We start from the raw sequence: 24,471 nt of genomic DNA, 5'->3' as shown, positions 1-24,471 counted from the left end.
ACTTCCCGTCAGCCCTTGCGATTATAACGGGTCTACTTTGAGGCAGGAAACGGCATGGCGGAAACTGCCCTCAAGCACCGGCCGCGTTTGCGCGCATTCCGGTCCGGCTATCGGACAGCGGGTGCGAAATACGCAGCCTGAAGGCGGATTGATGGGCGACGGCAACTCCCCTTCCAGAAGCTGAATGGTCTTATTCTTTTCCAGATCGGGATCGGGGATTGGCACCGCAGACATCAGCGCTTTGGTGTAGGGATGTAGCGGGTTATGATACACCTCGTCATAGGTGCCCAGCTCCACCGCGTGCCCCAGATACATCACCAGCACGCGGTCGGAGATATGTTTCACCACCGCCAGATCATGGGCGATGAAGATCAGCGACAGCCCCATCTCCCGCTGGATTTGCCGCAACAGGTTGACCACTTGCGCCTGGATAGAGACGTCCAGCGCCGAAACCGGCTCATCGCAAATGATAAGCTTCGGCTCAAGAATCAGCGCCCGGGCAATGCCGATGCGCTGACACTGGCCGCCGGAGAACTCATGCGGATAACGGTTAATCAGATTCGGCAACAGGCCCACCTTCAGCATCATCGCTTTTACCCGATCGCGCACTTCCTGGCGCGACAGCTTTGGATGATAGGTCCGCAGCGGCTCTGCGATAATGTCGCCGATGGTCATCCGCGGGTTCAGCGAGGCCAGCGGATCCTGGAAAATCATCTGAATGTCGCTGCGGACTTCGCGCCACTGTTCCGGACTCATTCCCAGCAAATCTTTGCCCAGCCACGCGACGCGCCCGGCGGTCGCCCTGACCAGTCCGATGATCGCCCTGGCGAAGGTCGATTTGCCGCAGCCGGACTCGCCAACCACCCCCAGCGTTTCCCCTTCATACAGACGCAGCGTCACGCCATCGACCGCCTTCAGCGTTTTTGAGGGCTGCCAGAACCACTGCCTGCCATCTTTGATATCGAAATGCACCTTCAGATCGGCAATTTCAAGGAGGACTTTACGTTTCTCATCTACAGCATTCATACCAGATCCTCCACCGGTTTAAAGCAGGCGCGCAGCCGCCCCGGACTGAACTCCTCCAGCGGCGGCGTGCTGCTGCATACCTCCATCGCCCAGGGACAGCGCGGCTGAAACGGGCAGCCTTGCGGTAAACGCAGCAGGTTCGGCGGGTTACCCGGAATAGTCAGCATCTCTTCCCCTTCGGCATCGAGGCGCGGCACCGCGCCCAGCAGACCAATCGAATAGGGATGAACCGGGCGATAAAAGACATCGCGTGCGTTACCGTACTCCATCGTCCGCCCCGCATACATCACCAGAACTTTGTCGCAAATCCCCGCGACGACGCCAAGATCGTGAGTAATCATAATGATGGCGGTATTAAATTCCCGCTTCAGCTCGTTGAGCAAGGTCATGATTTGCGCCTGCACGGTCACGTCCAGCGCTGTCGTCGGTTCATCGGCAATCAGCAGTTTTGGCCGACACAGCAGCGCCATCGCAATCATCACGCGCTGACGCATCCCGCCGGAAAATTCATGCGGGAACATTTTCATACGCTTGCGCGCTTCAGGCATTTTGACCGCATCAAGCATACGCACGGACTCCTCGAACGCCTCGGCCTTGCTCATGCCTTTATGCAGGATCAGCACCTCCATCAGCTGCTCGCCAACGCGCATATACGGGTTCAGCGACGTCATCGGGTCCTGGAAAATCATCGACATTTGCTCGGCGCGTAGCCTGTTCAGTTCGCGCTCCGGCAAATTGAGGATTTCGCGGCCGTTAAAGACCGCCGAACCGCCGGTCCGGCCATTTGCCGCCAACAGCCCCATCAGCGCAAAGGCGGTCTGCGATTTGCCTGAACCGGACTCACCGACAATGCCTAAGGTTTCCCCGGCACGCAGCGTAAAGTTCAGGTCGTTGACGGTGGTGACATCGCCATCCGGGGTACTGAAGGTCACGCGAAGATCTTTTACATCCAGCAGTGCGTTAGCCCTTTGCTGCGCCAGCGGCGCGGCTGCGGTTTCAATTACGCTCATGGCTGCACTCCTTAACGGTCTTTCGGGTCGAGGGCATCACGCAGGCCGTCGCCAATAAAGTTAAAACAGAACAGGGTCACCACCAGGAACCCCGCCGGGAACAGCAAAAGCCACGGCGACACCTCCATGGAGTTCGCGCCATCGCTCAGTAACGCCCCCCAGCTGCTCAGCGGTTCCTGAGTCCCGAGGCCAAGGAAGCTCAGGAAGGACTCAAACAGGATCATGCTGGGCACCAGCAACGAAGCGTAAACCACCACCACGCCCAGCACGTTAGGCACGATATGGCGAGTAACAATACTGGCGGTGGAGACGCCGCCGACCTGCGCCGCTTCGATAAACTCTTTCCGCTTCAGGCTTAACGTCTGCCCGCGTACGATACGCGCCATATCCAGCCAGGAGACCATGCCGATGGCGACAAAGATCAGCAGGATGTTTTGCCCGAAAAAGGTCACCAGCAGAATGACGAAAAACATAAACGGGAACGAGTTGAGGATCTCCAGCAGGCGCATCATCACCGAGTCGATTTTGCCGCCCAGGTAGCCCGACAGCGAGCCATACAACGTCCCGACCACCACCGCGACCAGCGCCGCGGCGATCCCAACCATCAGCGAAATCCGCCCGCCAATCGCCACGCGCACCAGCAGGTCGCGTCCGGACGAGTCGGTGCCAAAATAGTGCCCTGATTCGACGTCCGGCGCGCTGGACATCATCCCCCAGTCGGTATCGAAATAGGTAAACTGCGACAGCATCGGCGCCAGCGTCACAAACAGGGCAATTATCGCCAGCACAATCAGACTGGCGACCGCCGCGCGGTTATGCATAAAACGGCGCCGGGCGTCCTGCCACAGGCTGCGCCCTTCGACCTCCAGCTTGTCACTGAAATTTTCCAGCGCCTCGCTGTTTTTCTTACTTAACATCATCGCGAGCTCCAGTATCAGTAACGAATTTTCGGGTCGATTACGGCATACAGCACATCAACGATCGCGTTGAAAACGATAGTCAATGTCCCGACCAGAATCGTCAGGCTCAGCACCAGCGAGTAATCGCGGTTCAGCGCGCCGTTGACAAACAGCTGCCCGATGCCGGGCAGGCCATAAATCGTTTCAATGACCATTGAACCGGTGATAATCCCGACAAATGCCGGTCCCATATACGAAAGCACCGGCAGCAGCGCGGGCTTCAGCGCGTGGCGAAAGATGATCCGCCGCATCGGCAGCCCCTTCGCCCGCGCGGTGCGGATGAAATTGGAGTGCAGCACTTCGATCATCGAACCGCGGGTAATACGGGCGATGCTGGCGATATAGGCCAGCGATAAGGCGACCATTGGCAGGATCATAAATTTCAGCGCCCCGCCGTTCCAGCCGCCGCCGGGCAGCCATTGCAGAGTGATGGCGAATATCATCACCAGCAGAGGGGCGACCACGAAGCTGGGTATCACCACTCCGGTCATCGCTATCCCCATCACCGTATAATCCCAGCGCGTATTTTGCTTCAGCGCGGCAATCACTCCGGCGCTTACGCCGAGGATCACCGCCAGCAGGAAGGCGGCCGCACCCAGCTTCGCAGAAACCGGAAAGCTCGAGGCCACCAGGTCGTTAACGGTGTAATCTTTGTACTTAAAAGAGGGCCCGAAATCGCCGTGCGCCAGCTGCTTCAGATAGCTGAAGTACTGAGTCATGATCGGGTCGTTCAGATGGTATTTCGCTTCGATATTCGCCAGCACCTCTGGCGGTAACGCGCGTTCGCCGGTGAAAGGACTTCCCGGCGCCAGACGCATCATAAAAAACGAAATGGTAATAAGAATAAACAGCGTCGGAATCGCTTCCAGACAGCGGCGTAAAATAAATTTCAACATTGCCCGTACCTTCTGGCGTGTGCCTTTATGCCTCACCACGCAGTGCGTCTGACGCGAGGTGTGGCTAATCGACGAAAAAAAGACACTGCGGGGCAACGCACGCTGCCCCGCTCTTTGCCATTAATGCTTGATAATATACAAGTTCTTAACGTAGATATTATCCATCGGATCCTTACCGGTGTAACCGCCAACCCACGGTTTCACCAGACGGGCATTCACGTAGTAATACACCGGCACGATCGCCGAATCTTTATCAAGCTGCTGCTCAGCTTTAGCGTACAGCTCGGATCGCTGCGCCTCATCTTTCGCCTTTAAGGTATCAGCAATAATGCCGTCAAATGTCGGGCTCTTATAGAACGTCGTATTGTTTGAACTGTCGGACAGCACCATGTTCAGGAACGAAGTCGGTTCGTTATAATCTGCGCACCATGCCGCGCGGGCGACATCAAAGTTCCCCTGATGGCGCGTATCCAGGAAGGTTTTCCACTCCTGGTTCTCCAGCTTCACGTTGACGCCTAAATTTTTCTTCCAGATTGAGGAAGCCGCAATGGCCAGCTTCTTGTGCAGATCGGAGGTGTTGTACAGCAGGTTGAAGGTCAGCGGCTTATCTGCGGTGTAACCGGCCTCGGCCAGCAGTTTTTTCGCCTCTTCATTGCGCTTTTCCTGCGTCCAGCCAAACCATTCCGGCTCGACCAGTTTCGCCCCGTCGGTGTAAGGCGGGGTAAAGCTATAGGCCGGCAGGTCGCCCTGATTTTTCACTTTATTGACGATGATGTCGCGATCCAGCGCGAGCTTCAGCGCGGTACGCACGCGCACATCGTTAAACGGCGCTTTCTGGTTATTAATTTCGTAATAATAGGTGCAGAGATAAGGGTCGACGTGAACCTCATCCGGGATCTCTTTCTTCAGCTTCTGGAACAGTTCAATCGGCATGTTGTTATAGGTCATGTCGATTTCGCCGCTACGGTAGCGGTTAACGTCGGTCACTTCGGAGGAGATCGGCAGATAGGTCACATGGTTAATCACGGTTTTCGCGTTATCCCAGTACTGAGGGTTACGCTCAAGGACGATACGTTCGTTAACCACCCAGTCTTTCAGCTTATAGGCGCCGTTGCTGATGATATTGGCAGGCTGCGTCCATTTATCGCCGAATTTTTCAACCACTGCTTTCGGTACTGGCGAAACGGATGGATGCACCAGCAGTTTATAGAAATAGGGAACCGGCTCGCTCAGCGTCACTTCAAAGGTATGGTCGTCGACGGCTTTCACGCCCAGTTCGGTGACCGGCTTTTTACCGGCCACAATATCGTCAATATTGACGATATGGCCATATTGCAGATAGCTGGCATACGGCGAGGCGGTATTCGGATTAGCCAGACGCTGCCAGCTGTAGACAAAATCCTGCGCGGTAACGGGGGAACCGTCGGACCATTTTGCGTCTTTACGCAGATGGAAAGTCCAGACCTTAAAATCGTTGTTTTCCCATTTTTCCGCGACGCCCGGAGACGGCTTACCCTCCACGTCACTGACTAATAATCCTTCAAATAGATCGCGGCTGACGTTTGATTCCGGCACCCCTTCAATTTTATGCGGGTCGAGGGATTGCACTTCCGAGCCGTTATTACGCACCAGCGTCTGCTTTTCCGCCAGCTGAACGCCTGCGGGAACATCCGCTGCCATTGCCGCATTACCGGCGATTAACGCTGAGAAAATGCCTGCGGCGACTAAACTTTTTTTCGTGGTGGTCATTGTGTTTGTACTCCCTCATTATAATTACTGGTTCGATTACCAGCCTGTTAATCCTGTTAAGGATCCCTGCACAGCGCCGGAGGGACTGCTGTCAGGTGCTGTTACTGCCTGCTATCACCGACTTTATTTATTACGACGATTCGTTCGATCGCCTTACGTCGATTCTTCGCACGCCTCCCCTGTCAGAGACGCGCCAATATGGGTTACGCGGCCAGGTTGATATTCATTCTCAATAACGAGCAATCTGCTGCGAAACATTGTCCTGGAAAGTAACAAATGCCATTCTTATCTGCCAATACAATTTACAGATTTGTTAAGCAATTCTCTTTTAGCGAAAAAAAATGCCCCTGCGGACGATGCCTGAAAACGCGACGTTTTCTCTAACCCTTTATTATTCATAAGATTAATGGATATCAGCCCTGCAGCGCGCGCCGGGCGGCACCGGACGATTCAGATTACACAAAAAATTAACAATTGATTATTAATTAGCACATTCCTCTGAGAGATTATTGAAATAACTAATATCATTTCAATAATCTGGCTTCAAGTCCCGGATTATGATGTGAACAAATTAACATGCAGAAGGGGAAACAGAGGGAGGAGAAAAATTTAACTTACTGATAAAAAAATAGAATTAAGCCACGCACCTCTGCGGAATTTTCTTTCGCTGAGTGGCAACGCGCTTAAAACGTAAAAATATTGACAACGCGCAAAATAAAACGGAGCGCTAAGGCTCCGCTTTTGTTTCATATGAAAGGGGTTAACTTAACAGGCCGGGAAATATCGCTTTAATGCCGGTCACGATAAATTCAATACCTAACGCCATCAGCAATAGCCCCATGATACGGGTAATAACGTTAATCCCCGTCTGCCCGAGAACACGAACCAGCCACGGCGCCATGCGAAACAGCCCCCAACAACAGAGGGCAAAAAGCGCAATGGCGATAAAAAAGCCGACCAGATACATCAGGCTGTGATAGCGGGTTCCCCAGACGATAGTCGAACTGATCGCCCCCGGCCCGGCCATTAACGGCAGTGCCAGCGGTACCACGCCAACGCTTTCACGTATCGCTGTCTCTGACTTCTCCTGTTTGTTCTGTTTATCTTCGCCGAGCTTGCCGCTGATCATCGACATGGCGATAGTCACCACCAGGATGCCGCCGGCAATTCTGAACGAATCGATTGAAATGCCGAACAGCTGGAGTATGCCGTCGCCCAGAAACAACGAGGTCCATAAAATAATGGCCACGGAGAGGTTAGCGGTAAGGTTAGTTTTATTGCGCGCCGCCGCCGTCTGGTAACTGGTGAGACTGATAAAGACGGGAATAATCCCGACCGGGTTAACTAACGCAAATAACCCTATGAAAAACTTAAAATAAACAGGAAAGTCAAACAGCGTTTGAATCACGGTTAGCTCCGCAGCGTTAGCCGGATAAAGTTGATCGATAATTAACGGGTAAAACCGTGCTGAAGATACGCCTTTTCACAGTATTTTTCACCTGCTTAACGCAAAATCATCCTCTTCTCAGGCTGTTATCAATATGTTTTAATTATGCTAATTTACACCTCATTCACCACTACAATTATTCAACACTTAACGTTTCGCGCTAAAATGGCTTGCTGAAAGGTGTCAGCTTTGCGGAATTTTGATCTGGATCACGCAATCAGTACTCAGAAGTGAGTAATCTTGCTTACGCCACCTGGAAGTAACACGTCAGAGTTAACTGGCATAAATGTATAAGCTCTTTTAGTAAATCAGAGCGAACGGGACGTTAAGTAACCTTTTGATTTTTCGGCTGTTATACAAACTTTCGCCCTCTGTCTATACTCACGTATCGAGCAGATGATTTACTAAAAAAGTTTAACATTATCAGGAGAGCATTATGGCTGTTACTAATGTCGCTGAACTTAACGCACTCGTCGAGCGCGTAAAAAAAGCCCAGCGTGAATATGCCAGTTTCACTCAAGAACAGGTCGATAAAATCTTCCGCGCCGCTGCTCTGGCCGCTGCAGATGCCCGCATCCCCCTCGCTAAGATGGCCGTTGCCGAATCCGGCATGGGTATCGTTGAAGATAAAGTGATCAAAAACCACTTTGCTTCCGAATACATCTATAACGCTTATAAAGATGAAAAGACCTGCGGCGTGCTGTCCGAGGACGACACCTTCGGGACCATCACTATTGCTGAACCGATCGGTATCATCTGCGGTATCGTTCCGACCACTAACCCGACCTCCACGGCTATCTTCAAATCGCTGATCAGCCTGAAGACCCGTAACGCCATCATCTTCTCTCCGCACCCACGTGCTAAAGACGCCACCAACAAAGCGGCTGACATCGTACTGCAGGCGGCTATCGCTGCCGGCGCGCCGAAAGATCTGATTGGCTGGATCGATCAACCGTCCGTTGAGCTCTCCAACGCCCTGATGCATCACCCGGATATCAACCTGATCCTCGCGACAGGCGGTCCGGGCATGGTGAAAGCAGCCTACAGCTCCGGTAAACCGGCGATTGGCGTGGGCGCAGGCAACACCCCGGTGGTTATCGACGAAACTGCCGATATCAAGCGTGCCGTCGCGTCCGTACTGATGTCCAAAACCTTCGATAACGGCGTTATCTGCGCATCTGAACAGTCCGTTGTGGTAGTGGATTCCGTATACGACGCCGTTCGCGAACGTTTCGCCAGCCACGGCGGCTACCTGCTGCAGGGCAGCGAGCTGAAAGCCGTTCAGGACGTTATCCTGAAAAATGGCGCGCTGAACGCCGCTATCGTGGGTCAGCCGGCGTATAAAATCGCTGAACTGGCGGGCTTCTCCGTGCCGGAAAACACCAAAATCCTGATTGGCGAAGTCACCGTTGTTGATGACAGCGAGCCGTTTGCTCACGAAAAACTCTCCCCGACGCTGGCGATGTACCGCGCGAAAGATTTCGAGGACGCGGTCGGCAAAGCAGAGAAGCTGGTGGCGATGGGCGGTATCGGCCATACCTCCTGCCTGTACACCGACCAGGACAACCAGCCGGAGCGCGTCGCTTACTTCGGTCAGATGATGAAAACCGCGCGTATCCTGATCAACACCCCGGCTTCCCAGGGCGGTATCGGTGACCTCTACAACTTCAAGCTGGCCCCTTCCCTGACGCTGGGTTGCGGCTCCTGGGGCGGTAACTCCATCTCTGAAAACGTCGGTCCGAAGCACCTGATCAACAAGAAAACCGTTGCTAAGCGAGCTGAAAACATGTTGTGGCACAAACTTCCGAAATCCATCTACTTCCGCCGCGGCTCCCTGCCTGTCGCGCTGGACGAAGTGATTACCGACGGCCACAAACGTGCGCTCATTGTGACCGACCGTTTCCTGTTCAACAACGGTTACGCTGACCAGATCACCTCCGTGCTGAAAGCGGCCGGCGTTGAAACTGAAGTGTTCTTTGAAGTGGAAGCCGACCCGACCCTTTCCGTGGTGCGTAAGGGCGCTGAGCTGGCAAACTCCTTCAAACCGGACGTGATCATCGCGCTGGGCGGCGGTTCCCCGATGGACGCCGCGAAAATCATGTGGGTGATGTACGAACATCCGGAAACCCACTTCGAGGAGCTGGCGCTGCGCTTTATGGATATCCGTAAGCGTATCTACAAGTTCCCGAAAATGGGCGTGAAAGCGAAGATGATCGCCGTCACCACCACCTCCGGCACCGGCTCCGAAGTCACGCCGTTTGCGGTGGTCACCGACGATGCGACCGGGCAGAAATACCCGCTGGCAGACTATGCGCTGACGCCGGATATGGCGATTGTTGACGCCAACCTCGTGATGGACATGCCGAAGTCGCTGTGTGCGTTCGGTGGTCTGGATGCGGTCACCCACGCGCTGGAAGCCTACGTTTCCGTACTGGCCTCCGAGTTCTCTGACGGCCAGGCGCTGCAGGCGCTGAAACTGCTGAAAGAAAATCTGCCGGCCTCCTACAACGAAGGGGCGAAAAACCCGGTAGCCCGTGAGCGCGTGCACAGCGCCGCCACCATCGCCGGTATCGCGTTTGCCAACGCCTTCCTCGGCGTCTGCCACTCGATGGCGCACAAGCTGGGCTCGCAGTTCCACATTCCGCACGGCCTGGCGAACGCCCTGCTGATCAGCAACGTGATCCGCTACAACGCCAACGACAACCCGACCAAGCAGACGGCATTCAGCCAGTACGACCGTCCGCAGGCGCGCCGTCGCTACGCGGAGATTGCCGACCATCTGGGTCTGAGCGCGCCGGGCGACCGCACCGCAGCGAAGATTGAGAAGCTGCTGGCGTGGCTGGAAAGCCTGAAAGCGGAGCTGGGTATTCCGAAGTCCATCCGTGAAGCAGGCGTGCAGGAAGCGGACTTCCTGGCCCACGTTGACAAGCTGTCTGAAGATGCTTTCGATGACCAGTGCACCGGCGCCAACCCGCGCTACCCGCTGATCTCCGAGCTGAAGCAGATCCTGCTGGATACTTACTACGGACGTGAATACAGCGAAGGCGCTGCTGCGAAAAATGAAGCAGTGGTTGCGCCTAAGGCAGAGAAAAAAGCGAAAAAATCCGCTTAATCTCAATCTCCTGCTGTAAACGCATAACAAAAGCGGCCTCCTGAGAGGCCGCTTTTTTGTATCTGAGCGTGTCTGCCGCCGCCGGAACAGGCCGGAGAGAAGATTTTAAGCCACTCTCCGGCGATCCTCAGCAGGATCGATCGTGACGATGACGTTCCTGTATCGCCGTCAGAGATCCCTCCTCCAGCGCTTCCTTATAATGCTTACGGCATACCGAAACGTAGCGCTCGTTGCCGCCTATAACCACCTGTTCGCCTTCGTTATAGGGTCTGCCTGACTGGTCGAGACGCAGTACCATACTCGCTTTACGTCCGCAGAAGCAGATGGTTTTTAATTCAACCAGCTTATCTGACCAGGCCAGCAGATACTGGCTACCGACAAACAGCTCTCCGCGAAAGTCGGTGCGCAAACCGTAGCACAGCACCGGTATATCCAGTTGATCAACAACCTCAGATAATTCATAGACCTGTTGGCGGGTTAAAAACTGACATTCGTCCACCAGCACGCAGTGTATTGGCTGGGCCGCGTTATCGGCGGCGATCTCAGCATACAAAGATGAATCCTGGTTAAATAATTTGGCGGGTGATGACAGTCCTATACGTGAACTCACTTTTCCCGCGCCGTAGCGGTCATCTATTTCCGCCGTATATACGACGGTGCGCATCCCGCGCTCCTGATAATTGTAAGAAGATTGCAGTAAGGCGGTCGACTTACCTGCATTCATTGCTGAGTAGTAGAAATATAGCTGCGCCATCGGCCACAGACCCTCACCAAGGTGAAATAAAGACGGGACGGAGTGTACCATAATTTCTGCCGCCGACTGCGCCTGGTTCAACGCCAGCGCGCTTTATGCCTCGCGCCGACTTCCCCATCGGGTAACGTCTCTAACAGCAATGAAAGGGAAAAATCAATTAACAACTGTGCAAACAATGCGCGACTAATCTCATTTTTTGCGAAGTCTGTTCTGCCATATTCATCAACAAGGCTTATCGACGCAGGCAAAATGGAAACCCTGTACTTATTGTTACTGTTGTTCATAACTCTTCCGATGTAATAGACCATACCGTCCGGGGAATCTAATACAAAAGGTTGAAAACACTACCAGGAGGGAGATATTTACCCCTGAGAAATGTGAGCTGAATCAGGAAGTTTAAGGGGGATAAAAGGAGTAACCGTTCTACCAATAAGCCCTTTTCTGTGCGTTCCTTCAAGAAAAATTTAAGTTCGGATATTTATTGGCGCTAAAAAATAAAGCGCAATTTTGAATTCCTTACATTGCTGGCTATTGCACATCTGAATTTAACGCTCTATTATTAGCTCAACAAACCACCCCAATATAAGTTTGAGATTACTACAATGAGCGAAGCACTTAAAATTCTGAACAACATCCGTACTCTTCGTGCGCAGGCAAGAGAATGCACCCTTGAAACGCTGGAAGAAATGCTGGAAAAATTAGAAGTTGTTGTTAACGAGCGTCGTGAAGAAGAAAGCGCGGCAGCGGCTGAAGTTGAAGAACGCACTCGTAAACTGCAACAATATCGTGAAATGCTGATTGCTGACGGTATTGATCCGAATGAACTGCTGAATAGCATGGCAGCGGTTAAATCTGGCACCAAAGCTAAACGCGCAGCACGTCCGGCTAAATATAGCTACGTTGATGAAAACGGCGAAACGAAAACCTGGACTGGCCAGGGTCGTACACCGGCTGTAATCAAAAAAGCAATGGAAGAGCAAGGTAAACAGCTGGAAGATTTCCTGATCAAGGAATAATCAGCAAACAGCCTGCAAGAAATCCCGCCTCGCGCGGGATTTTTTTGCCCCACCTCCGTTACGGCCGCTGAAGAGTAAAATGAGGGGTAAAAAAATCGGCGCCGTAAGACGGCGCCGATTCATCGTAATAATTATAACGTCTTGTTACCGTTTAATACCCACTTCTTCTTCGAGCCAGGCCTTAAATTCTGTGCCGAGGGTATTATGTCGAATGCCATATTCTACAAATGCCTGCATGTAGCCTAATTTATTACCGCAGTCATGGCTTTTGCCTTTCATATGATAGGCTTCGACGGTTTCCTTTTCGATCAGCATGTCGATCGCGTCGGTAAGCTGAATCTCATCGCCAGCTCCTGGAGGGGTTTTCGCCAGCAGCGCCCAGATATCAGCGCCGAGGACGTAACGTCCGACAATGGCCAGATTAGACGGCGCGACGTCCGCTTTCGGCTTCTCGACCACGCCAACCATCGGCACGCTTTCGCCCGGCGCTAATTCAACGCCTTTACAGTCAACTACGCCGTAAGCGGTAACATCGTCTACCGGTTCAACCATAATCTGGCTGTGTCCGGTTTCATCAAAACGACGAATCATTTCCGCAAGGTTATCCTGGGATAAATCTGATTCATACTCATCGAGAATAACGTCCGGCAAAATAACCGCGACAGGTTCATTGCCTACCACAGGATGCGCGCACAATACTGCGTGGCCCAGACCTTTCGCCAGCCCCTGGCGCACCTGCATAATAGTGACGTGCGGCGGACAAATAGACTGTACTTCTTCGAGCAGCTGGCGCTTAACGCGTTTTTCAAGCATCGCTTCCAGTTCAAAGCTGGTATCAAAATGGTTTTCGATAGAATTCTTCGAGGAGTGCGTCACCAGCACAATTTCAGTGATGCCCGCAGCAATACATTCGTTAACCACATACTGAATTAATGGCTTATCAACCAGTGGCAACATCTCTTTCGGGATAGCTTTTGTTGCCGGCAACATCCTGGTTCCTAATCCCGCTACCGGGATAACGGCTTTTTTGACTTTCGAGTTAATGGCAGCCATTTAAATTCTCCTGGACTGTTCATGTATTGAACGTGTTCATCAATCTGTACCGCATCAAGTATATCAGGACTGTTACAAGCCTCAGGTCTGAAAAGGATGCGTGTGCGGATAATTAAGACTAATACGTATAAAACTGGCGCAGATAGTAACACCACCTAAGGAAGGCGGGTAAAGCAAATTGTCTCCGCCTTGCCAATTGCTCATTCCGCAGACAACATAAGACGTAACCGTCCGCCTGCGCCCCAAATTTGACATTGCCACGATTCGCAGCGCTGACTAATTTGGTTGAGATAAGTATTACCTAACGTCCCCAGCGGAACGCCATTACTGATTTGGACATTATGCGACCCGGTATTTAATGTTACGTTAAGTCCGGCAGAAACCAGAATCAGATTGTTAACCCCATTATGATAATAGCCTACCAGCAGAGGAAACTGTCCGGGTAAATTTGCCTGGCGAAGAAGGTGGTTGACCTGTTTCAATACGGCGCCCAGTTCCGGCAACCGCTGATTCTGATGAGCGAGCTGCTCCTGGAGCAGACCGTTAAATAACGCCCGCAGCAATAATGCCGCCAGCACGCCATTGTCCCCTGCCCGCGTGACGTCGAGACAATAAAACGCCAGATCGTTTTCAGACAGCGGAGCAATATCCAGAACCAGCCCCGGTTTATCCGCCGAGACCAGCTGCCGGTAATTAATCCGACAGCGGGAAATGACCTGTTGAACCGGCGGCTGAAGCTCCTGAAGCAATTTTCTGGCCGCCGCCGGGTTGCCCACCATCGCATCCCAGTCGCGGAACAGCCGTTCCTCTTCCTCGACCCGTGAATTGAACATGTTCGGATACAGACAGGCAAACACGGTTTCCCGCAGGCGATTGAGATCTTTTACCGGCTTTAGCAGGACGTCATCCACCCCCAGCCGTAATGCTTTGGCGATGTCCGCCATATTATCTGTCGCCGAGATAACCAGAATCGGCGTCTGGTCACCACGATTGCGTAAATTTTCTACCAGTTTGAGACCGTTCATTCGCGGCATAGCAAGATCGCAGATCATCAGATCGGGGGTAAAATCGTCAAAGCGCGCCAGCGCATCTACCCCATCAGTTGCCAGTGCCGTTGTCGCTCCCAAAGAGGAAAACCAGGAATCCAGAAGCGAGCGAAATACCGGCTCATCCTCAACAATAAGAATCTGTTTCCCGAGCAATGGCTGCGTCATGTTCTCTCCCCTGACTGGCTTTAATCAATAGTGGCATGGGATTGCCGTACCTGCCTGTCAGAATTTGCTTAAGTGTAGATAAAAAGGCACGTCAAACGTCTGCACGCACCAGAGGTAAAAGTTCGTCCATCTTTTTTTCAACCGCAAGCTGCCCTGCTTCAATAGCGGCATGGGCACGATGAAAATCCAGCGTAGATATTTGCGGACAGAACGGTTGTATCAGTATGTCAGGCGGATCGCCGGCCATACGATTACGCTTAAGTCGATTTTCCAGCACCTGGATGGATGTCGTCATGATTTCCATTGCCGTCGGCGCGGAGACAACGCGACGGGCAGTAATATTACCCAGCCGCTCTTTTAACCGCACGCGCCACGATCCCCCTTCACTCTCGTTCTCTGCACTTTCACCTTGTATCGTGGGCGAAAGCAAATCCTGCTGCATAAGATGGGCGTCGTGTTGCAGATCGACGGCAATGACAATATCCGCCCCCATCGCGCGGGTAAGCGAAATGGGAACCGGATTGACCACGCCGCCGTCAACCAGCCAGTAGCCATTATGCGCGACCGGAGACATCAGACCAGGAATACTACAGGATGCGCGCACCGCGAGGTGCAGATCGCCTTCCGTAAACCATAATTCGCGTCCGGTGCTAAGATTAGTGGCCACGGTTGCAAAACGACGGGAACATTGTTCAATGTTTTCCACCGGCATGATGTGGCGGTACTGGTTGAATACGCGTTCGCCGCGCAACAATCCGCCCCTTCGCCATGAGAGATCCATCAGGCGCAAAACATCCCAGTAGCTGAATGAACAGACCCACTCTTCAAGCGCTGGCAGTTTATTACAGGCGTACGCCGCGCCGACTAACGAACCGATTGAACACCCTGCGACGATGTCAATATCAATACCCATCTGCTTCAGGGCCTTGATGACACCAATATGCGACCAGCCTCGCGCTGCACCAGAACCCAGCGCCAGACCTATTTTCATTTTTCTCATTGACCTACAAACTTCCCCTGGATTACGAGCGTAGCAACAACTCCATTGCTCAGTTAACATAGCGCTACCCGGACTTTTTTATTCGCCGTTTTTTTATCAGGGAGATTATTCGTGACTCAGCTTTGTCCCTGTGGTAGTGCTGTCGAGTATAGCCTATGTTGCCATCGATATGTGTCTGGCGAGCAAGTTGCACCCGATCCGTCACACCTCATGCGTTCTCGTTACTGCGCTTTTGTGATGAAAGACGCAGATTATCTTATCAGAACCTGGCACCCGGCCTGCCAGGCCGCGGCATTTCGCGATGACATCGTCGCCGGATTCGCCAGTACCGAATGGCTCGGCTTAACGCTATTTGAACACATCAGGTCCGAAGATGACAAAACTGGTTATGTCAGCTTTGTCGCCCGTTATCGCGAACACGGCAAAACGGGTGCTATCATTGAACGCTCACGTTTTATAAAAGAAAACGGTGAGTGGTACTATATTGACGGCACACGCCCGCAGTTTGGTCGAAACGATGCCTGTCCGTGCGGGTCAGGCAAAAAATTCAAAAAGTGCTGCGGTCAGTAACGGCTGACAGTACCCTTTATGCAAACATTCTCAACAGGATTACCGCTGCAAATGCATTCATTACAACGAAAAGTGCTGCGTACTATTTGCCCGGACCAGAAGGGCCTTATCGCGCGTATTACCAATATTTGCTATAAGCACGAACTGAATATTGTGCAGAATAATGAGTTCGTAGACCACCGCACCGGGCGTTTTTTTATGCGCACCGAGCTGGAGGGGATCTTCAACGACGCCACGCTGTTAGCCGATCTGGACAGCGCCTTACCGGAAGGTTCCATCCGCGAACTCAATCCGGCCGGGCGTCGTCGCGTGGTGATTCTGGTGACCAAAGAAGCGCACTGCCTGGGCGATCTGCTGATGAAGGCCAATTACGGAGGTCTGGATGTGGACATTTGCGCGGTCATCGGCAACCACGAAACCCTGCGTTCTCTGGTGGAACGTTTTGAGATCCCCTTTGAACTGGTCAGCCATGAAGGATTAACCCGCGAAGAGCACGACAGGCAGATGGCGGAAGCGATTGAGGCGCACCAGCCGGACTACGTGGTGTTGGCGAAATATATGCGGGTGCTGACCCCGGAATTTGTCGCGCGTTTCCCGAACAAAATCATTAATATTCACCATTCGTTCTTACCGGCCTTTATCGGCGCGCGTCCGTATCATCAGGCCTATGAGCGCGGCGTGAAGATCATCGGCGCGACCGCGCACTACGTTAACGATAATCTGGACGAAGGGCCAATCATCATGCAGGACGTGATTCATGTCGATCACACCTATACCGCAGAAGATATGATGCGCGCCGGGCGCGACGTTGAAAAGAACGTTCTGAGCCGCGCGTTGTATCAGGTGCTGGCCCAGCGCGTGTTTGTTTACGGCAACCGGACGATTATTCTTTAATCGCCTGAGAAATGCGTTGGTTAGCTTTCCAGCTTCATGGGTAAAAATCAGGCAACCAGTTAATTTTTCTCACCGGAATGCTTTACAGCGGCGCGTCATTTGATATGATGCGCCCCGCTTCCCGAAAGGAAGCAGGCCAGTAATAGCATTACCCCGTGGTGGGGTTCCCGAGCGGCCAAAGGGAGCAGACTGTAAATCTGCCGTCATCGACTTCGAAGGTTCGAATCCTTCCCCCACCACCATTATTCACTACAGCAATGTAGTTACACCGACAGGCAATGTTGATTTTTTCACTTGTCGGGAAGGGTGAGAACCTTCGATTAAGGTTCGACTCGAGCGAAAGCGAGAGAACGTTGCCAACGGCAACGGCCCGAAGGGTGAGGAGCGAAGCGACGAATAATCCTTCCCCCACCACCATCATCACGTTGTACCTCAAAATTTATCTACCCCGTGGTGGGGTTCCCGAGCGGCCAAAGGGAGCAGACTGTAAATCTGCCGTCACAGACTTCGAAGGTTCGAATCCTTCCCCCACCACCATTCTTTTATATAGTCACTTAACTTAAATCTTTCTCTTTAGTCTCGTTCAGCCACTGAGGGGAAGGATGAGAAGCTTCGACCAAGGTTCGATTCGAGCGCAGCGAGAAAGCGTTGCCGCAGGCAACGACCCGAAGGGCGAGGCGCAACGCGCCGAGTAATCCTTCCCCCACCACCATTCTTAGTCAAAATCATTCTCTTTAGTCTCGTTGAGCCTCTGATGGGGAAGGATGAGAAGCTTCGACCAATGCCTGATGGCGCTACGCTTATCAGGCCTACAGACCGCACGCAGAGCGCCATCAACCAGACTACACGTAGGTCGGATAAGGCGCTGCCGCCATCCGACAAATTTTACCGCCTGATGGCGCTACGCTTATCAGGCCTACAGCCCCCTCAGAGCCATCAGCCGGGCCACACGTAGGTCGGATAAGGCGCAGCCGCCATCCGACAAATTTACCGCCTGATGGCGCTACGCTTATCAGGCCTACAGGCCGCACGCAGGTAGCCATCCGACACTAACACTACAAACAAAAAACCCTGCCGGAGCAGGGTTAGCGTTTTGCAAATGCGAAATCAGTGACGCGCGCGCACCAGCTGGTATTTACGCGTCAGATACTCTACCGGCGCGCTCCAGATATGTACCAGACGCGAGAACGGGAACAGCAGGAACAGCGTCATTCCGAGCACCAGGTGCAGGCGGAAAATAAACGCCACGCCGTCCAGGTGCGCCGATGCGCCGCCGTGGAAGGTCACGACCGACTGCGCCCAGCCGACCAGCTTCATCATCTCGCTGCCGTCCATATGCTGGGCGGAGAACGGGATAGTCAGCAGCCCCAGCGCGCACTGAATCACCAGCAGCGAGAGGATTAGTATATCCGCACCGGTGGTGGTTGCGCGTACGCGCGGGCTGAACAAACGGCGCTTCAGCAGCAATACGCCGCCAACCAGAGTCATCAGGCCAGCTGCGCCGCCGCCGATCATCGCCATCTTCTGCTTAACGTCAATAGGCAGCCAGGCTTCATACATCCAGTGCGGCGTCAGCATCCCGAGGAAATGGCCGGCAAAGATCCCCAGAATCCCGAAGTGGAACAGGTTCGAGGCCATATTCATCCCCTTGCGATCCAGCATCTGGCTGGATGCCGCGCGCCACGTGTACTGACCGTAGTCATAACGCAGCCAGCTACCAATCAGAAAGACCGACCCGGCGATGTACGGGTAGATATCAAAGAAGAACATATTCAGGAAGTGCATTATTGCTGTCCTCCGGTGGTGATATTCAGATACTGCGGCGCCACGGCGCCGGCAAAACGACGCTGGTGAGCAGCGATTTCAGAATCATTGCAGCCCCGATCGGCAAAGAATTTCACCTGCTCCTCTTCCCAGACCGCATCAAGCGCCTGCGGCGTGTCGTCGCGCGCTTCATCCGCTATTTTTTCAGCGACTTTGTCACTGTCGATAGTGGTGTTCGCCAGCTTCAGCAGCAGATCGAACAGCACCGCATAACGGCTTTCGCGCTGTTGCAGACGCGCGCTCAGCAGCGCCAGAATCGGCGCGATATCCTGTAAACCGCCCAGCGCCTCGCGTTTCGGCAACTGCGCCAGGTACTCCAGATAGAGCGGCAGATGATCCGGCAGCTCGCGGCTGTCAAGCTGGAGCCCGTGCTGCTCATACTGCGCCATCAGATCAACCATTGCCTGGCCGCGATCGCGGGATTCGCCGTGAACGTGTTCGAACAGCAGCAGCGAGGTCGCCCGGCCACGGTCAAACAGTTCGCTATAGCGGGCCTGAACATCCAGCATATCCTGCGCGGTCAGATCGCGCAGGAAGACGCTGAGCCGGTGCGCATCCTCTTTATCAAGGTTTTCTGCTGACGCGAGCGCCTCATAGAGTTCCTGCTGATGCTGCCACAGGGCAGCATCCGGGTACTCAAGCAGACGCGAAACAATGACGAGTTCGATCATTGGTGCGACTCCGTTTTACTGGTCACATCGACGGCGTCAATGCGGCGACTGTTGAACAGGTTGAACTTGCTGTCAGAACCGTGGCAGCCGTCGCCGAAGGTAAAGCCACAGCCGCTTTTCTCCGGGAACGCGTCACGCGCCAGTTCACGATGGCTGCTCGGCACCACGAAACGATCTTCGTAGTTGGCGATCGCCAGATAGCGGTACATCTCCTGGGCCTGCGCTTCACTCAGCCCCACCTCTTCCAGCGCGCGGGTATCGACTTTACCGTCAACGGTTTCCGCGCGTTTGTAGTGACGCATCGCCAACATACGCTTCAGCGCCAGCAGCACCGGCTGGGTATCGCCCGCCGTCAGCAGGTTCGCCAGATACTGAACCGGAATACGCAGGCTTTCCACGTCCGGCAGAATACCGTTGCTGCCCAGCTCACCGGCGTCAGCGGCAGACTGAATCGGCGACAGCGGCGGCACGTACCAGACCATTGGCAGGGTACGGTATTCCGGATGCAGCGGCAGCGCCAGCTTCCAGTCCATCGCCATTTTGTACACCGGCGACTGCTGCGCGGCGTCAATCACGCTCTGCGGCACGCCGTCTTTCAGCGCCTGCTCGATCACCGCCGGATCGTTCGGATCGAGGAACACGTCCAGCTGACGCTGATACAGGTCTTTCTCATTTTCCGTGCTGGCGGCATTTTCAATCGCGTCCGCGTCGTACAGCAGTACGCCGAGGTAGCGAATACGGCCGACACAGGTTTCGGAGCAGACGGTCGGCTGACCGGCCTCGATACGCGGATAGCAGAAGATGCACTTCTCCGATTTACCGCTCTTCCAGTTGAAGTAGATCTTCTTGTACGGACAGCCGGTGATGCACATCCGCCAGCCGCGGCACTTGTCCTGGTCGATCAGCACAATGCCGTCTTCTTCGCGCTTGTAGATCGCGCCGCTCGGACAGGTCGCCACGCACGCCGGGTTCAGGCAGTGCTCGCACAGACGCGGCAGATACATCATGAAGGTGTTTTCGAACTGACCGTACATCGCCTTCTGCATGTTCTCAAAGTTCTGATCTTTGGCGCGTTTTTCGAATTCACCACCGAGAATCTCTTCCCAGTTCGGGCCGCTGGTGATCTTGTCCATACGCTTGCCGGTGATCAGCGAGCGCGGACGGGCGATCGGCTGGTGTTTGCTTTCCGGCGCGTTGTGCAGGTTCTGGTAGTCGTAGTCAAACGGCTCATAATAATCATCAATGCCCGGCAGATGCGGGTTAGCGAAGATTTTACCGAGCAGCATCACGCGGCTGCCCATGCGCGGCTGCAGCTTGCCGTTGATTTTACGTATCCAGCCGCCCTTCCACTTCTCCTGGTTTTCCCAGTCGTTCGGGAAACCGACGCCCGGCTTGCTTTCCACGTTATTGAACCAGGCGTACTCCATGCCTTCACGGCTGGTCCAGACGTTTTTACAGGTCACTGAACAGGTGTGGCAGCCGATGCACTTATCGAGATTCAGCACCATGCCGACTTGTGAACGAATTTTCATTTTACGCTCTCCTGTACCTGGTCATTGTCTTCGCCATCCAACCAGTGAATGTTCTTCATCTTACGAACCACCACAAACTCATCGCGGTTAGAACCGACGGTGCCATAGTAGTTAAAGCCGTAGGCCAGTTGCGCATAGCCGCCGATCATATGGGTCGGTTTCGGCGTAATACGGGTGACCGAGTTATGGATCCCGCCGCGCTGTTGGGTAATTTCCGATCCCGGCAGGTTCACGATACGTTCCTGCGCGTGGTACATCATGGTCATCCCGGCCGGTACGCGCTGGCTCACCACCGCGCGGGCGGTCAGCGCGCCGTTGCTGTTAAACACTTCGATCCAGTCGTTATCTTCAATGCCCAGCTCTTTGGCGTCGGTTTCACTCATCCAGACAATCGGACCGCCGCGCGACAGGGTCAGCATCAGCAGGTTGTCGCTGTAAGTGGAGTGGATACCCCACTTCTGGTGCGGCGTCAGGAAGTTGAGCGCTTTTTCCGGGTTGCCGTTGGACTTCTCGCCGATGACCGCTTTTACCGAACGGGTGTCGATAGGCGGACGGTAAACCAGCAGGCTTTCGCCAAAGTCGCGCATCCACTGGTGATCCTGATACAGCGACTGACGGCCCGAGAGCGTACGCCACGGGATCAGTTCATGAACGTTGGTGTAGCCAGCGTTATAAGAGACATGCTCGTCTTCAAGGCCTGACCAGGTCGGGCTGGAGATGATCTTACGCGGCTGCGCCTGGATATCGCGGAAGCGGATCTTCTCCTCTTCTTTATTACGCGCCAGATGGGTATGGTCGCGACCGGTAAACTCGCTGAGCGCCGCCCAGGCTTTCACCGCCACCTGGCCGTTGGTTTCCGGCGCTAACGTCAGGATCATCTCCGCCGCGTCAATGGCGGTATTAAGCATCGGCTGGCCTTTCGCCGGGCCGTCGGCCTTGGTGTAATTGAGCTTACGCAGCAGATCCATTTCGCTCTGGGTATTCCAGGCGATGCCTTTACCGCCGTTGCCGATTTTCTCCATCAGCGGGCCGATAGAAGTAAAACGCTCGTACATCGCCGGATAGTCACGCTCTACGGTCATGATGTGCGGCGCGGTAACGCCAGGGATCAGATCGCATTCGCCTTTTTTCCAGTCTTTCACATCCAGCGGCTGCGCCAGTTCGGCGGCGGAGTCGTGCTGGATCGGCAGCGTGACGACGTCCGTTTCCTGGCCGAGATGGCCGACGCACACCTCAGAGAATTTCTTCGCGATGCCTTTGTAGATTTCCCAGTCGCTTTTCGACTCCCAGGCCGGGTCGACGGCGGCGGAAAGCGGATGAATAAACGGATGCATATCCGAGGTATTCATATCGTCTTTCTCATACCAGGTGGCGGTCGGCAGCACGATATCAGAGTACAGGCAGGTGCTCGACAGACGGAAGTCCAGCGTCACCACCAGATCCAGCTTGCCGTCAAGACCGTTATCCCGCCATTCCACCTCTTCCGGCTTCACGCCGCCCTGCTGACCGAGATCTTTACCCTGAATACCGTGTTCGGTGCCCAGCAGATACTTCAGCATGTACTCATGGCCTTTACCGGAAGAACCCAGCAGGTTGGAGCGCCAGATAAACAGGTTACGCGGATGGTTTTTACCGTTTTCCGGCTGCTCCGCCGCAAAGCGCAGAGAACCCTCTTTCAACGCTTTAACGGTGTAGTCGACCGGCGTCATGCCCGCTTTTTTCGCTTTTTCAGCGAGGGTCAGCGGGTTGGTGCCTAACTGCGGTGCCGACGGCAGCCAGCCCATGCGTTCAGCGCGCACGTTGAAGTCGATCAGATGACCGCTGTAGCGGGATTTGTCCGCCAGCGGCGACAGCAGCTCCTGGGCGGTGACCGTCTCATAACGCCACTGGCTGGAGTGGTTGTAGAAGTAAGAGGTGCTGTTCATATGACGCGCCGGACGCTGCCAGTCAAGGGCGAACGCCAGCGGCTGCCAGCCGGTCTGCGGACGCAGTTTTTCCTGACCGACGTAGTGCGCCCAGCCGCCGCCGCTCTGCCCGATACAGCCGCAGAACACCAGCATGTTGATCAGGCCGCGGTAGTTCATATCAAGGTGATACCAGTGGTTCAGACCGGCGCCAACGATGATCATGGATCGTCCGTGGGTTTTATCAGCGTTATCGGCAAATTCACGGGCGATACGCACGATCTGCGCGCGCGGTACGCCGGTGATCTGCTCGGCCCACGCCGGGGTATACGCTTTAATGTCGTCATAGCTGGTTGCGCAGTTGGCGTCGTTCAGGCCACGCTCCAGACCATAGTTGGCCATCGTCAGGTCGTAAACGGTGGTCACCAGCGCCGAAGAACCGTCCGCCAGCTGCAGGCGTTTGGCCGGCAGTTTGTGCAGCAGGACGTTTTCCAGTTCGACTTTATTAAAGTGCTCAGTGCCTTCACCGCCGAAGTACGGGAAGCCGACTTCAGCTATCTCGTCCTGGCTGCCCAGCAGGCTCAGTTGCAGCTCGGTCTCCTCGCCGGATGTCCCGTCACGCTGTTCGAGGTTCCATTTGCCCTTCTCGCCCCAACGGAAGCCGATAGAACCGTTCGGCGCCACCATGTCGCCGTTGCTGTTCATGGCGACGGTTTTCCACTGCGGGTTATTTTCCTGTCCCAGCGCATCAACGAGATCGGCGGCGCGCAGCATACGGCCTGCGGCGTAGTAGCCGTCACGCTCTTCCAGCATCACCAGCATCGGCATGTCGGTATAACGACGCACATAGTCGGTAAAGTACTGGCTCGGGTTGTCGAGATGGAACTCGCGCAGCATAACGTGGCCCATCGCCAGCGCCATTGCCGCATCGGTGCCCTGCTTCGGCGCCAGCCACAGATCGCACAGCTTGGCGATTTCAGCGTAGTCCGGGGTAACCGCAACGGTTTTGGTGCCTTTGTAGCGCACTTCGGTGAAGAAGTGGGCATCCGGAGTACGGGTCTGCGGCACGTTGGAGCCCCAGGCGATAATGTAGCTGGAGTTGTACCAGTCGGCAGACTCCGGCACGTCGGTCTGCTCGCCCCAGGTTTGCGGGGAGGCTGGTGGCAGGTCGCAGTACCAGTCGTAGAAGCTCAGGCAGGTACCGCCAATCAGCGACAGATAGCGCGCGCCGGAGGCGTAAGAGACCATCGACATCGCCGGGATAGGCGAAAAGCCCGCGACGCGGTCCGGACCGTAGGTTTTGATGGTATAGACGTTAGAGGCGGCAATCAGCTCGTTCACTTCCTGCCAGGAGGAGCGGACAAAACCGCCGCGGCCACGCGCCTGCTTAAAGCTTTTCGCTTTGTCGGCGTCTTCGATAATGGAAGCCCAGGCGTCAACCGGATCGCTGTGCAGTTTCTTCGCATCGCGCCACATCTTCATCAGGCGTTTACGCATCAGCGGGTATTTCAGTCGGTTAGCGCTGTAGAGATACCAGGAGTAGCTCGCGCCGCGCGGGCAGCCGCGCGGTTCGTGATTAGGCATGTCGGGGCGGGTACGCGGGTAGTCGGTCTGCTGGGTTTCCCAGGTCACCAGACCGTTTTTGACGTAGATTTTCCAGCTGCAGGAGCCGGTGCAGTTTACGCCGTGCGTTGAGCGCACAACTTTATCATGCTGCCAGCGCTGGCGATATCCATCCTCCCAGTCCCGGTTGGTTTCGAGAAGCTGGCCGTGCCCATCGGCAAAGGTTTCGCCCTTCTGCTTGAAGTAGCGAAACCGGTCCAGGAATTTACTCATCGGT

At 54.5% G+C, this 24,471-nt stretch carries 19 protein-coding genes, 2 tRNA genes and 2 other RNA genes; 8 read left to right on the top strand and 15 right to left on the bottom strand.

The features are described from left to right. Positions 1–21: 21 nt before the first annotated feature. The 6 genes from oppF to K7R23_RS17630 form a co-directional block, all read right to left on the bottom strand. Positions 22–1,026 carry a murein tripeptide/oligopeptide ABC transporter ATP binding protein OppF gene (gene oppF / locus K7R23_RS17655; protein WP_012906001.1) on the bottom strand — a complete coding sequence of 335 codons (1,005 nt, stop codon included), beginning with the start codon at positions 1,024–1,026 and terminating at the stop codon, positions 22–24. Continuing rightward, positions 1,023–2,036: an ABC transporter ATP-binding protein gene (gene oppD, locus K7R23_RS17650; RefSeq protein WP_012906002.1), complete on the bottom strand. Its 1,014-nt coding sequence runs from the start codon at positions 2,034–2,036 to the stop codon at positions 1,023–1,025. Before oppD ends, oppF begins: the two co-directional genes overlap by 4 nt. Before the next feature lie 11 nt (positions 2,037–2,047). After that, complete coding sequence (gene oppC / locus K7R23_RS17645) at positions 2,048–2,956, bottom strand: oligopeptide ABC transporter permease OppC (protein ID WP_012906003.1); 909 nt, start codon at positions 2,954–2,956, stop codon at positions 2,048–2,050. Between the two features lie 14 nt (positions 2,957–2,970). Continuing rightward, positions 2,971–3,891: an oligopeptide ABC transporter permease OppB gene (gene oppB, locus K7R23_RS17640; protein WP_012906004.1), complete on the bottom strand. Its 921-nt coding sequence runs from the start codon at positions 3,889–3,891 to the stop codon at positions 2,971–2,973. 120 nt (positions 3,892–4,011) lie between these two features. Then, the gene (oppA, locus tag K7R23_RS17635) at positions 4,012–5,640 is read right to left on the bottom strand and encodes an oligopeptide ABC transporter substrate-binding protein OppA (protein ID WP_012906005.1); all 1,629 of its coding nucleotides are present in this window, start codon (positions 5,638–5,640) and stop codon (positions 4,012–4,014) included. 760 nt (positions 5,641–6,400) lie between these two features. Continuing rightward, positions 6,401–7,048 carry a YchE family NAAT transporter gene (locus K7R23_RS17630; RefSeq protein ID WP_012906007.1) on the bottom strand — a complete coding sequence of 216 codons (648 nt, stop codon included), beginning with the start codon at positions 7,046–7,048 and terminating at the stop codon, positions 6,401–6,403. Positions 7,049–7,523: 475 nt separating this feature from the next. On the opposite strand from K7R23_RS17630, the gene adhE reads away from it, so the two are divergent. Continuing rightward, positions 7,524–10,199 (top strand): bifunctional acetaldehyde-CoA/alcohol dehydrogenase, encoded by a 2,676-nt coding sequence (adhE, locus tag K7R23_RS17625; RefSeq protein ID WP_012906008.1) that lies wholly within the window; start codon positions 7,524–7,526, stop codon positions 10,197–10,199. Between the two features lie 127 nt (positions 10,200–10,326). Here adhE and tdk read toward each other — a convergent pair whose 3' ends face one another. Together tdk and K7R23_RS17615 are read right to left on the bottom strand one after the other, a co-directional pair. Beyond that, a complete protein-coding gene (gene tdk, locus K7R23_RS17620; RefSeq protein ID WP_012906009.1) occupies positions 10,327–10,953 on the bottom strand; it encodes a thymidine kinase in 627 nt (208 codons plus the stop codon). 77 nt (positions 10,954–11,030) lie between these two features. After that, complete coding sequence (locus tag K7R23_RS17615; protein ID WP_148222084.1) at positions 11,031–11,237, bottom strand: hypothetical protein; 207 nt, start codon at positions 11,235–11,237, stop codon at positions 11,031–11,033. Positions 11,238–11,555: 318 nt separating this feature from the next. Between K7R23_RS17615 and hns the strand changes: the two genes are divergently transcribed. Then, on the top strand, positions 11,556–11,969 hold the full coding sequence (gene hns / locus K7R23_RS17610) for a histone-like nucleoid-structuring protein H-NS (protein ID WP_012906011.1): 414 nt from the start codon (positions 11,556–11,558) through the stop codon (positions 11,967–11,969). 144 nt (positions 11,970–12,113) lie between these two features. Here hns and galU read toward each other — a convergent pair whose 3' ends face one another. The 3 genes from galU to rssA all read right to left on the bottom strand — a co-directional run bounded on the left by galU (position 12,114) and on the right by rssA (position 15,236). Next, complete coding sequence (gene galU / locus K7R23_RS17605; RefSeq protein ID WP_012906012.1) at positions 12,114–13,022, bottom strand: UTP--glucose-1-phosphate uridylyltransferase GalU; 909 nt, start codon at positions 13,020–13,022, stop codon at positions 12,114–12,116. A gap of 200 nt (positions 13,023–13,222) precedes the next feature. After that, positions 13,223–14,236 (bottom strand): two-component system response regulator RssB, encoded by a 1,014-nt coding sequence (gene rssB / locus K7R23_RS17600; RefSeq protein ID WP_012906013.1) that lies wholly within the window; start codon positions 14,234–14,236, stop codon positions 13,223–13,225. A gap of 91 nt (positions 14,237–14,327) precedes the next feature. Beyond that, a complete protein-coding gene (gene rssA / locus K7R23_RS17595) occupies positions 14,328–15,236 on the bottom strand; it encodes a patatin-like phospholipase RssA (protein WP_024132693.1) in 909 nt (302 codons plus the stop codon). Positions 15,237–15,347: 111 nt separating this feature from the next. On the opposite strand from rssA, the gene K7R23_RS17590 reads away from it, so the two are divergent. The 6 genes from K7R23_RS17590 to K7R23_RS17565 all read left to right on the top strand — a co-directional run bounded on the left by K7R23_RS17590 (position 15,348) and on the right by K7R23_RS17565 (position 17,412). Next, the gene (locus K7R23_RS17590; protein WP_012906015.1) at positions 15,348–15,806 is read left to right on the top strand and encodes a YchJ family protein; all 459 of its coding nucleotides are present in this window, start codon (positions 15,348–15,350) and stop codon (positions 15,804–15,806) included. Between the two features lie 51 nt (positions 15,807–15,857). Next, positions 15,858–16,700, top strand: a complete 843-nt coding sequence (gene purU / locus K7R23_RS17585) for a formyltetrahydrofolate deformylase (protein WP_012906016.1) — start codon at positions 15,858–15,860, stop codon at positions 16,698–16,700. A gap of 157 nt (positions 16,701–16,857) precedes the next feature. Continuing rightward, positions 16,858–16,942 (top strand) — tRNA-Tyr (locus K7R23_RS17580). Positions 16,943–16,985: 43 nt separating this feature from the next. Beyond that, positions 16,986–17,117: non-coding RNA, RtT sRNA (locus K7R23_RS17575), on the top strand. A 35-nt stretch (positions 17,118–17,152) separates the two neighbouring features. Beyond that, a tRNA-Tyr gene (locus K7R23_RS17570) sits at positions 17,153–17,237 on the top strand. 44 nt (positions 17,238–17,281) lie between these two features. After that, positions 17,282–17,412, top strand: a non-coding RNA gene (locus tag K7R23_RS17565) — RtT sRNA. 395 nt (positions 17,413–17,807) lie between these two features. On the opposite strand, the gene narI is transcribed toward K7R23_RS17565, so the two are convergent. From narI to K7R23_RS17545, 4 genes are read right to left on the bottom strand one after another with little or no spacing between them, the layout of a single operon-like run. Continuing rightward, positions 17,808–18,485 (bottom strand): respiratory nitrate reductase subunit gamma, encoded by a 678-nt coding sequence (gene narI / locus K7R23_RS17560; RefSeq protein ID WP_012906017.1) that lies wholly within the window; start codon positions 18,483–18,485, stop codon positions 17,808–17,810. Continuing rightward, positions 18,485–19,195, bottom strand: a complete 711-nt coding sequence (narJ, locus tag K7R23_RS17555) for a nitrate reductase molybdenum cofactor assembly chaperone (protein ID WP_012906018.1) — start codon at positions 19,193–19,195, stop codon at positions 18,485–18,487. Before narJ ends, narI begins: the two co-directional genes overlap by 1 nt. Next, on the bottom strand, positions 19,192–20,727 hold the full coding sequence (narH, locus tag K7R23_RS17550; RefSeq protein WP_012906019.1) for a nitrate reductase subunit beta: 1,536 nt from the start codon (positions 20,725–20,727) through the stop codon (positions 19,192–19,194). The genes narJ and narH overlap by 4 nt, the downstream gene beginning before the upstream one ends. Next, the gene (locus tag K7R23_RS17545) at positions 20,724–24,467 is read right to left on the bottom strand and encodes a nitrate reductase subunit alpha (protein ID WP_012906020.1); all 3,744 of its coding nucleotides are present in this window, start codon (positions 24,465–24,467) and stop codon (positions 20,724–20,726) included. Before K7R23_RS17545 ends, narH begins: the two co-directional genes overlap by 4 nt. Positions 24,468–24,471: the final 4 nt, after the last annotated feature.

Source organism: Citrobacter rodentium NBRC 105723 = DSM 16636 (genome assembly GCF_021278985.1).
In the GTDB taxonomy this organism is placed as follows: Bacteria; Pseudomonadota; Gammaproteobacteria; order Enterobacterales; family Enterobacteriaceae; genus Citrobacter_A; species Citrobacter_A rodentium.
This window is presented reverse-complemented; position numbering and strand designations above follow the sequence as displayed.

What these genes read in the sequence shown, in the direction of transcription:
- oppF (WP_012906001.1), bottom strand. Translation starts at nt 1,026, where the DNA reads ATGAATGCTGTAGATGAGAAACGTAAAGTCCTCCTTGAAATTGCCGAT.
- oppD (WP_012906002.1), bottom strand. Translation starts at nt 2,036, where the DNA reads ATGAGCGTAATTGAAACCGCAGCCGCGCCGCTGGCGCAGCAAAGGGCT.
- oppC (WP_012906003.1), bottom strand. Translation starts at nt 2,956, where the DNA reads ATGATGTTAAGTAAGAAAAACAGCGAGGCGCTGGAAAATTTCAGTGAC.
- oppB (WP_012906004.1), bottom strand. Translation starts at nt 3,891, where the DNA reads ATGTTGAAATTTATTTTACGCCGCTGTCTGGAAGCGATTCCGACGCTG.
- oppA (WP_012906005.1), bottom strand. Translation starts at nt 5,640, where the DNA reads ATGACCACCACGAAAAAAAGTTTAGTCGCCGCAGGCATTTTCTCAGCG.
- adhE (WP_012906008.1), top strand. Translation starts at nt 7,524, where the DNA reads ATGGCTGTTACTAATGTCGCTGAACTTAACGCACTCGTCGAGCGCGTA.
- tdk (WP_012906009.1), bottom strand. Translation starts at nt 10,953, where the DNA reads ATGGCGCAGCTATATTTCTACTACTCAGCAATGAATGCAGGTAAGTCG.
- K7R23_RS17615 (WP_148222084.1), bottom strand. Translation starts at nt 11,237, where the DNA reads ATGAACAACAGTAACAATAAGTACAGGGTTTCCATTTTGCCTGCGTCG.
- hns (WP_012906011.1), top strand. Translation starts at nt 11,556, where the DNA reads ATGAGCGAAGCACTTAAAATTCTGAACAACATCCGTACTCTTCGTGCG.
- galU (WP_012906012.1), bottom strand. Translation starts at nt 13,022, where the DNA reads ATGGCTGCCATTAACTCGAAAGTCAAAAAAGCCGTTATCCCGGTAGCG.
- rssB (WP_012906013.1), bottom strand. Translation starts at nt 14,236, where the DNA reads ATGACGCAGCCATTGCTCGGGAAACAGATTCTTATTGTTGAGGATGAG.
- rssA (WP_024132693.1), bottom strand. Translation starts at nt 15,236, where the DNA reads ATGAGAAAAATGAAAATAGGTCTGGCGCTGGGTTCTGGTGCAGCGCGA.
- purU (WP_012906016.1), top strand. Translation starts at nt 15,858, where the DNA reads ATGCATTCATTACAACGAAAAGTGCTGCGTACTATTTGCCCGGACCAG.
- narI (WP_012906017.1), bottom strand. Translation starts at nt 18,485, where the DNA reads ATGCACTTCCTGAATATGTTCTTCTTTGATATCTACCCGTACATCGCC.
- narJ (WP_012906018.1), bottom strand. Translation starts at nt 19,195, where the DNA reads ATGATCGAACTCGTCATTGTTTCGCGTCTGCTTGAGTACCCGGATGCT.
- narH (WP_012906019.1), bottom strand. Translation starts at nt 20,727, where the DNA reads ATGAAAATTCGTTCACAAGTCGGCATGGTGCTGAATCTCGATAAGTGC.
- K7R23_RS17545 (WP_012906020.1), bottom strand. Translation starts at nt 24,467, where the DNA reads ATGAGTAAATTCCTGGACCGGTTTCGCTACTTCAAGCAGAAGGGCGAA.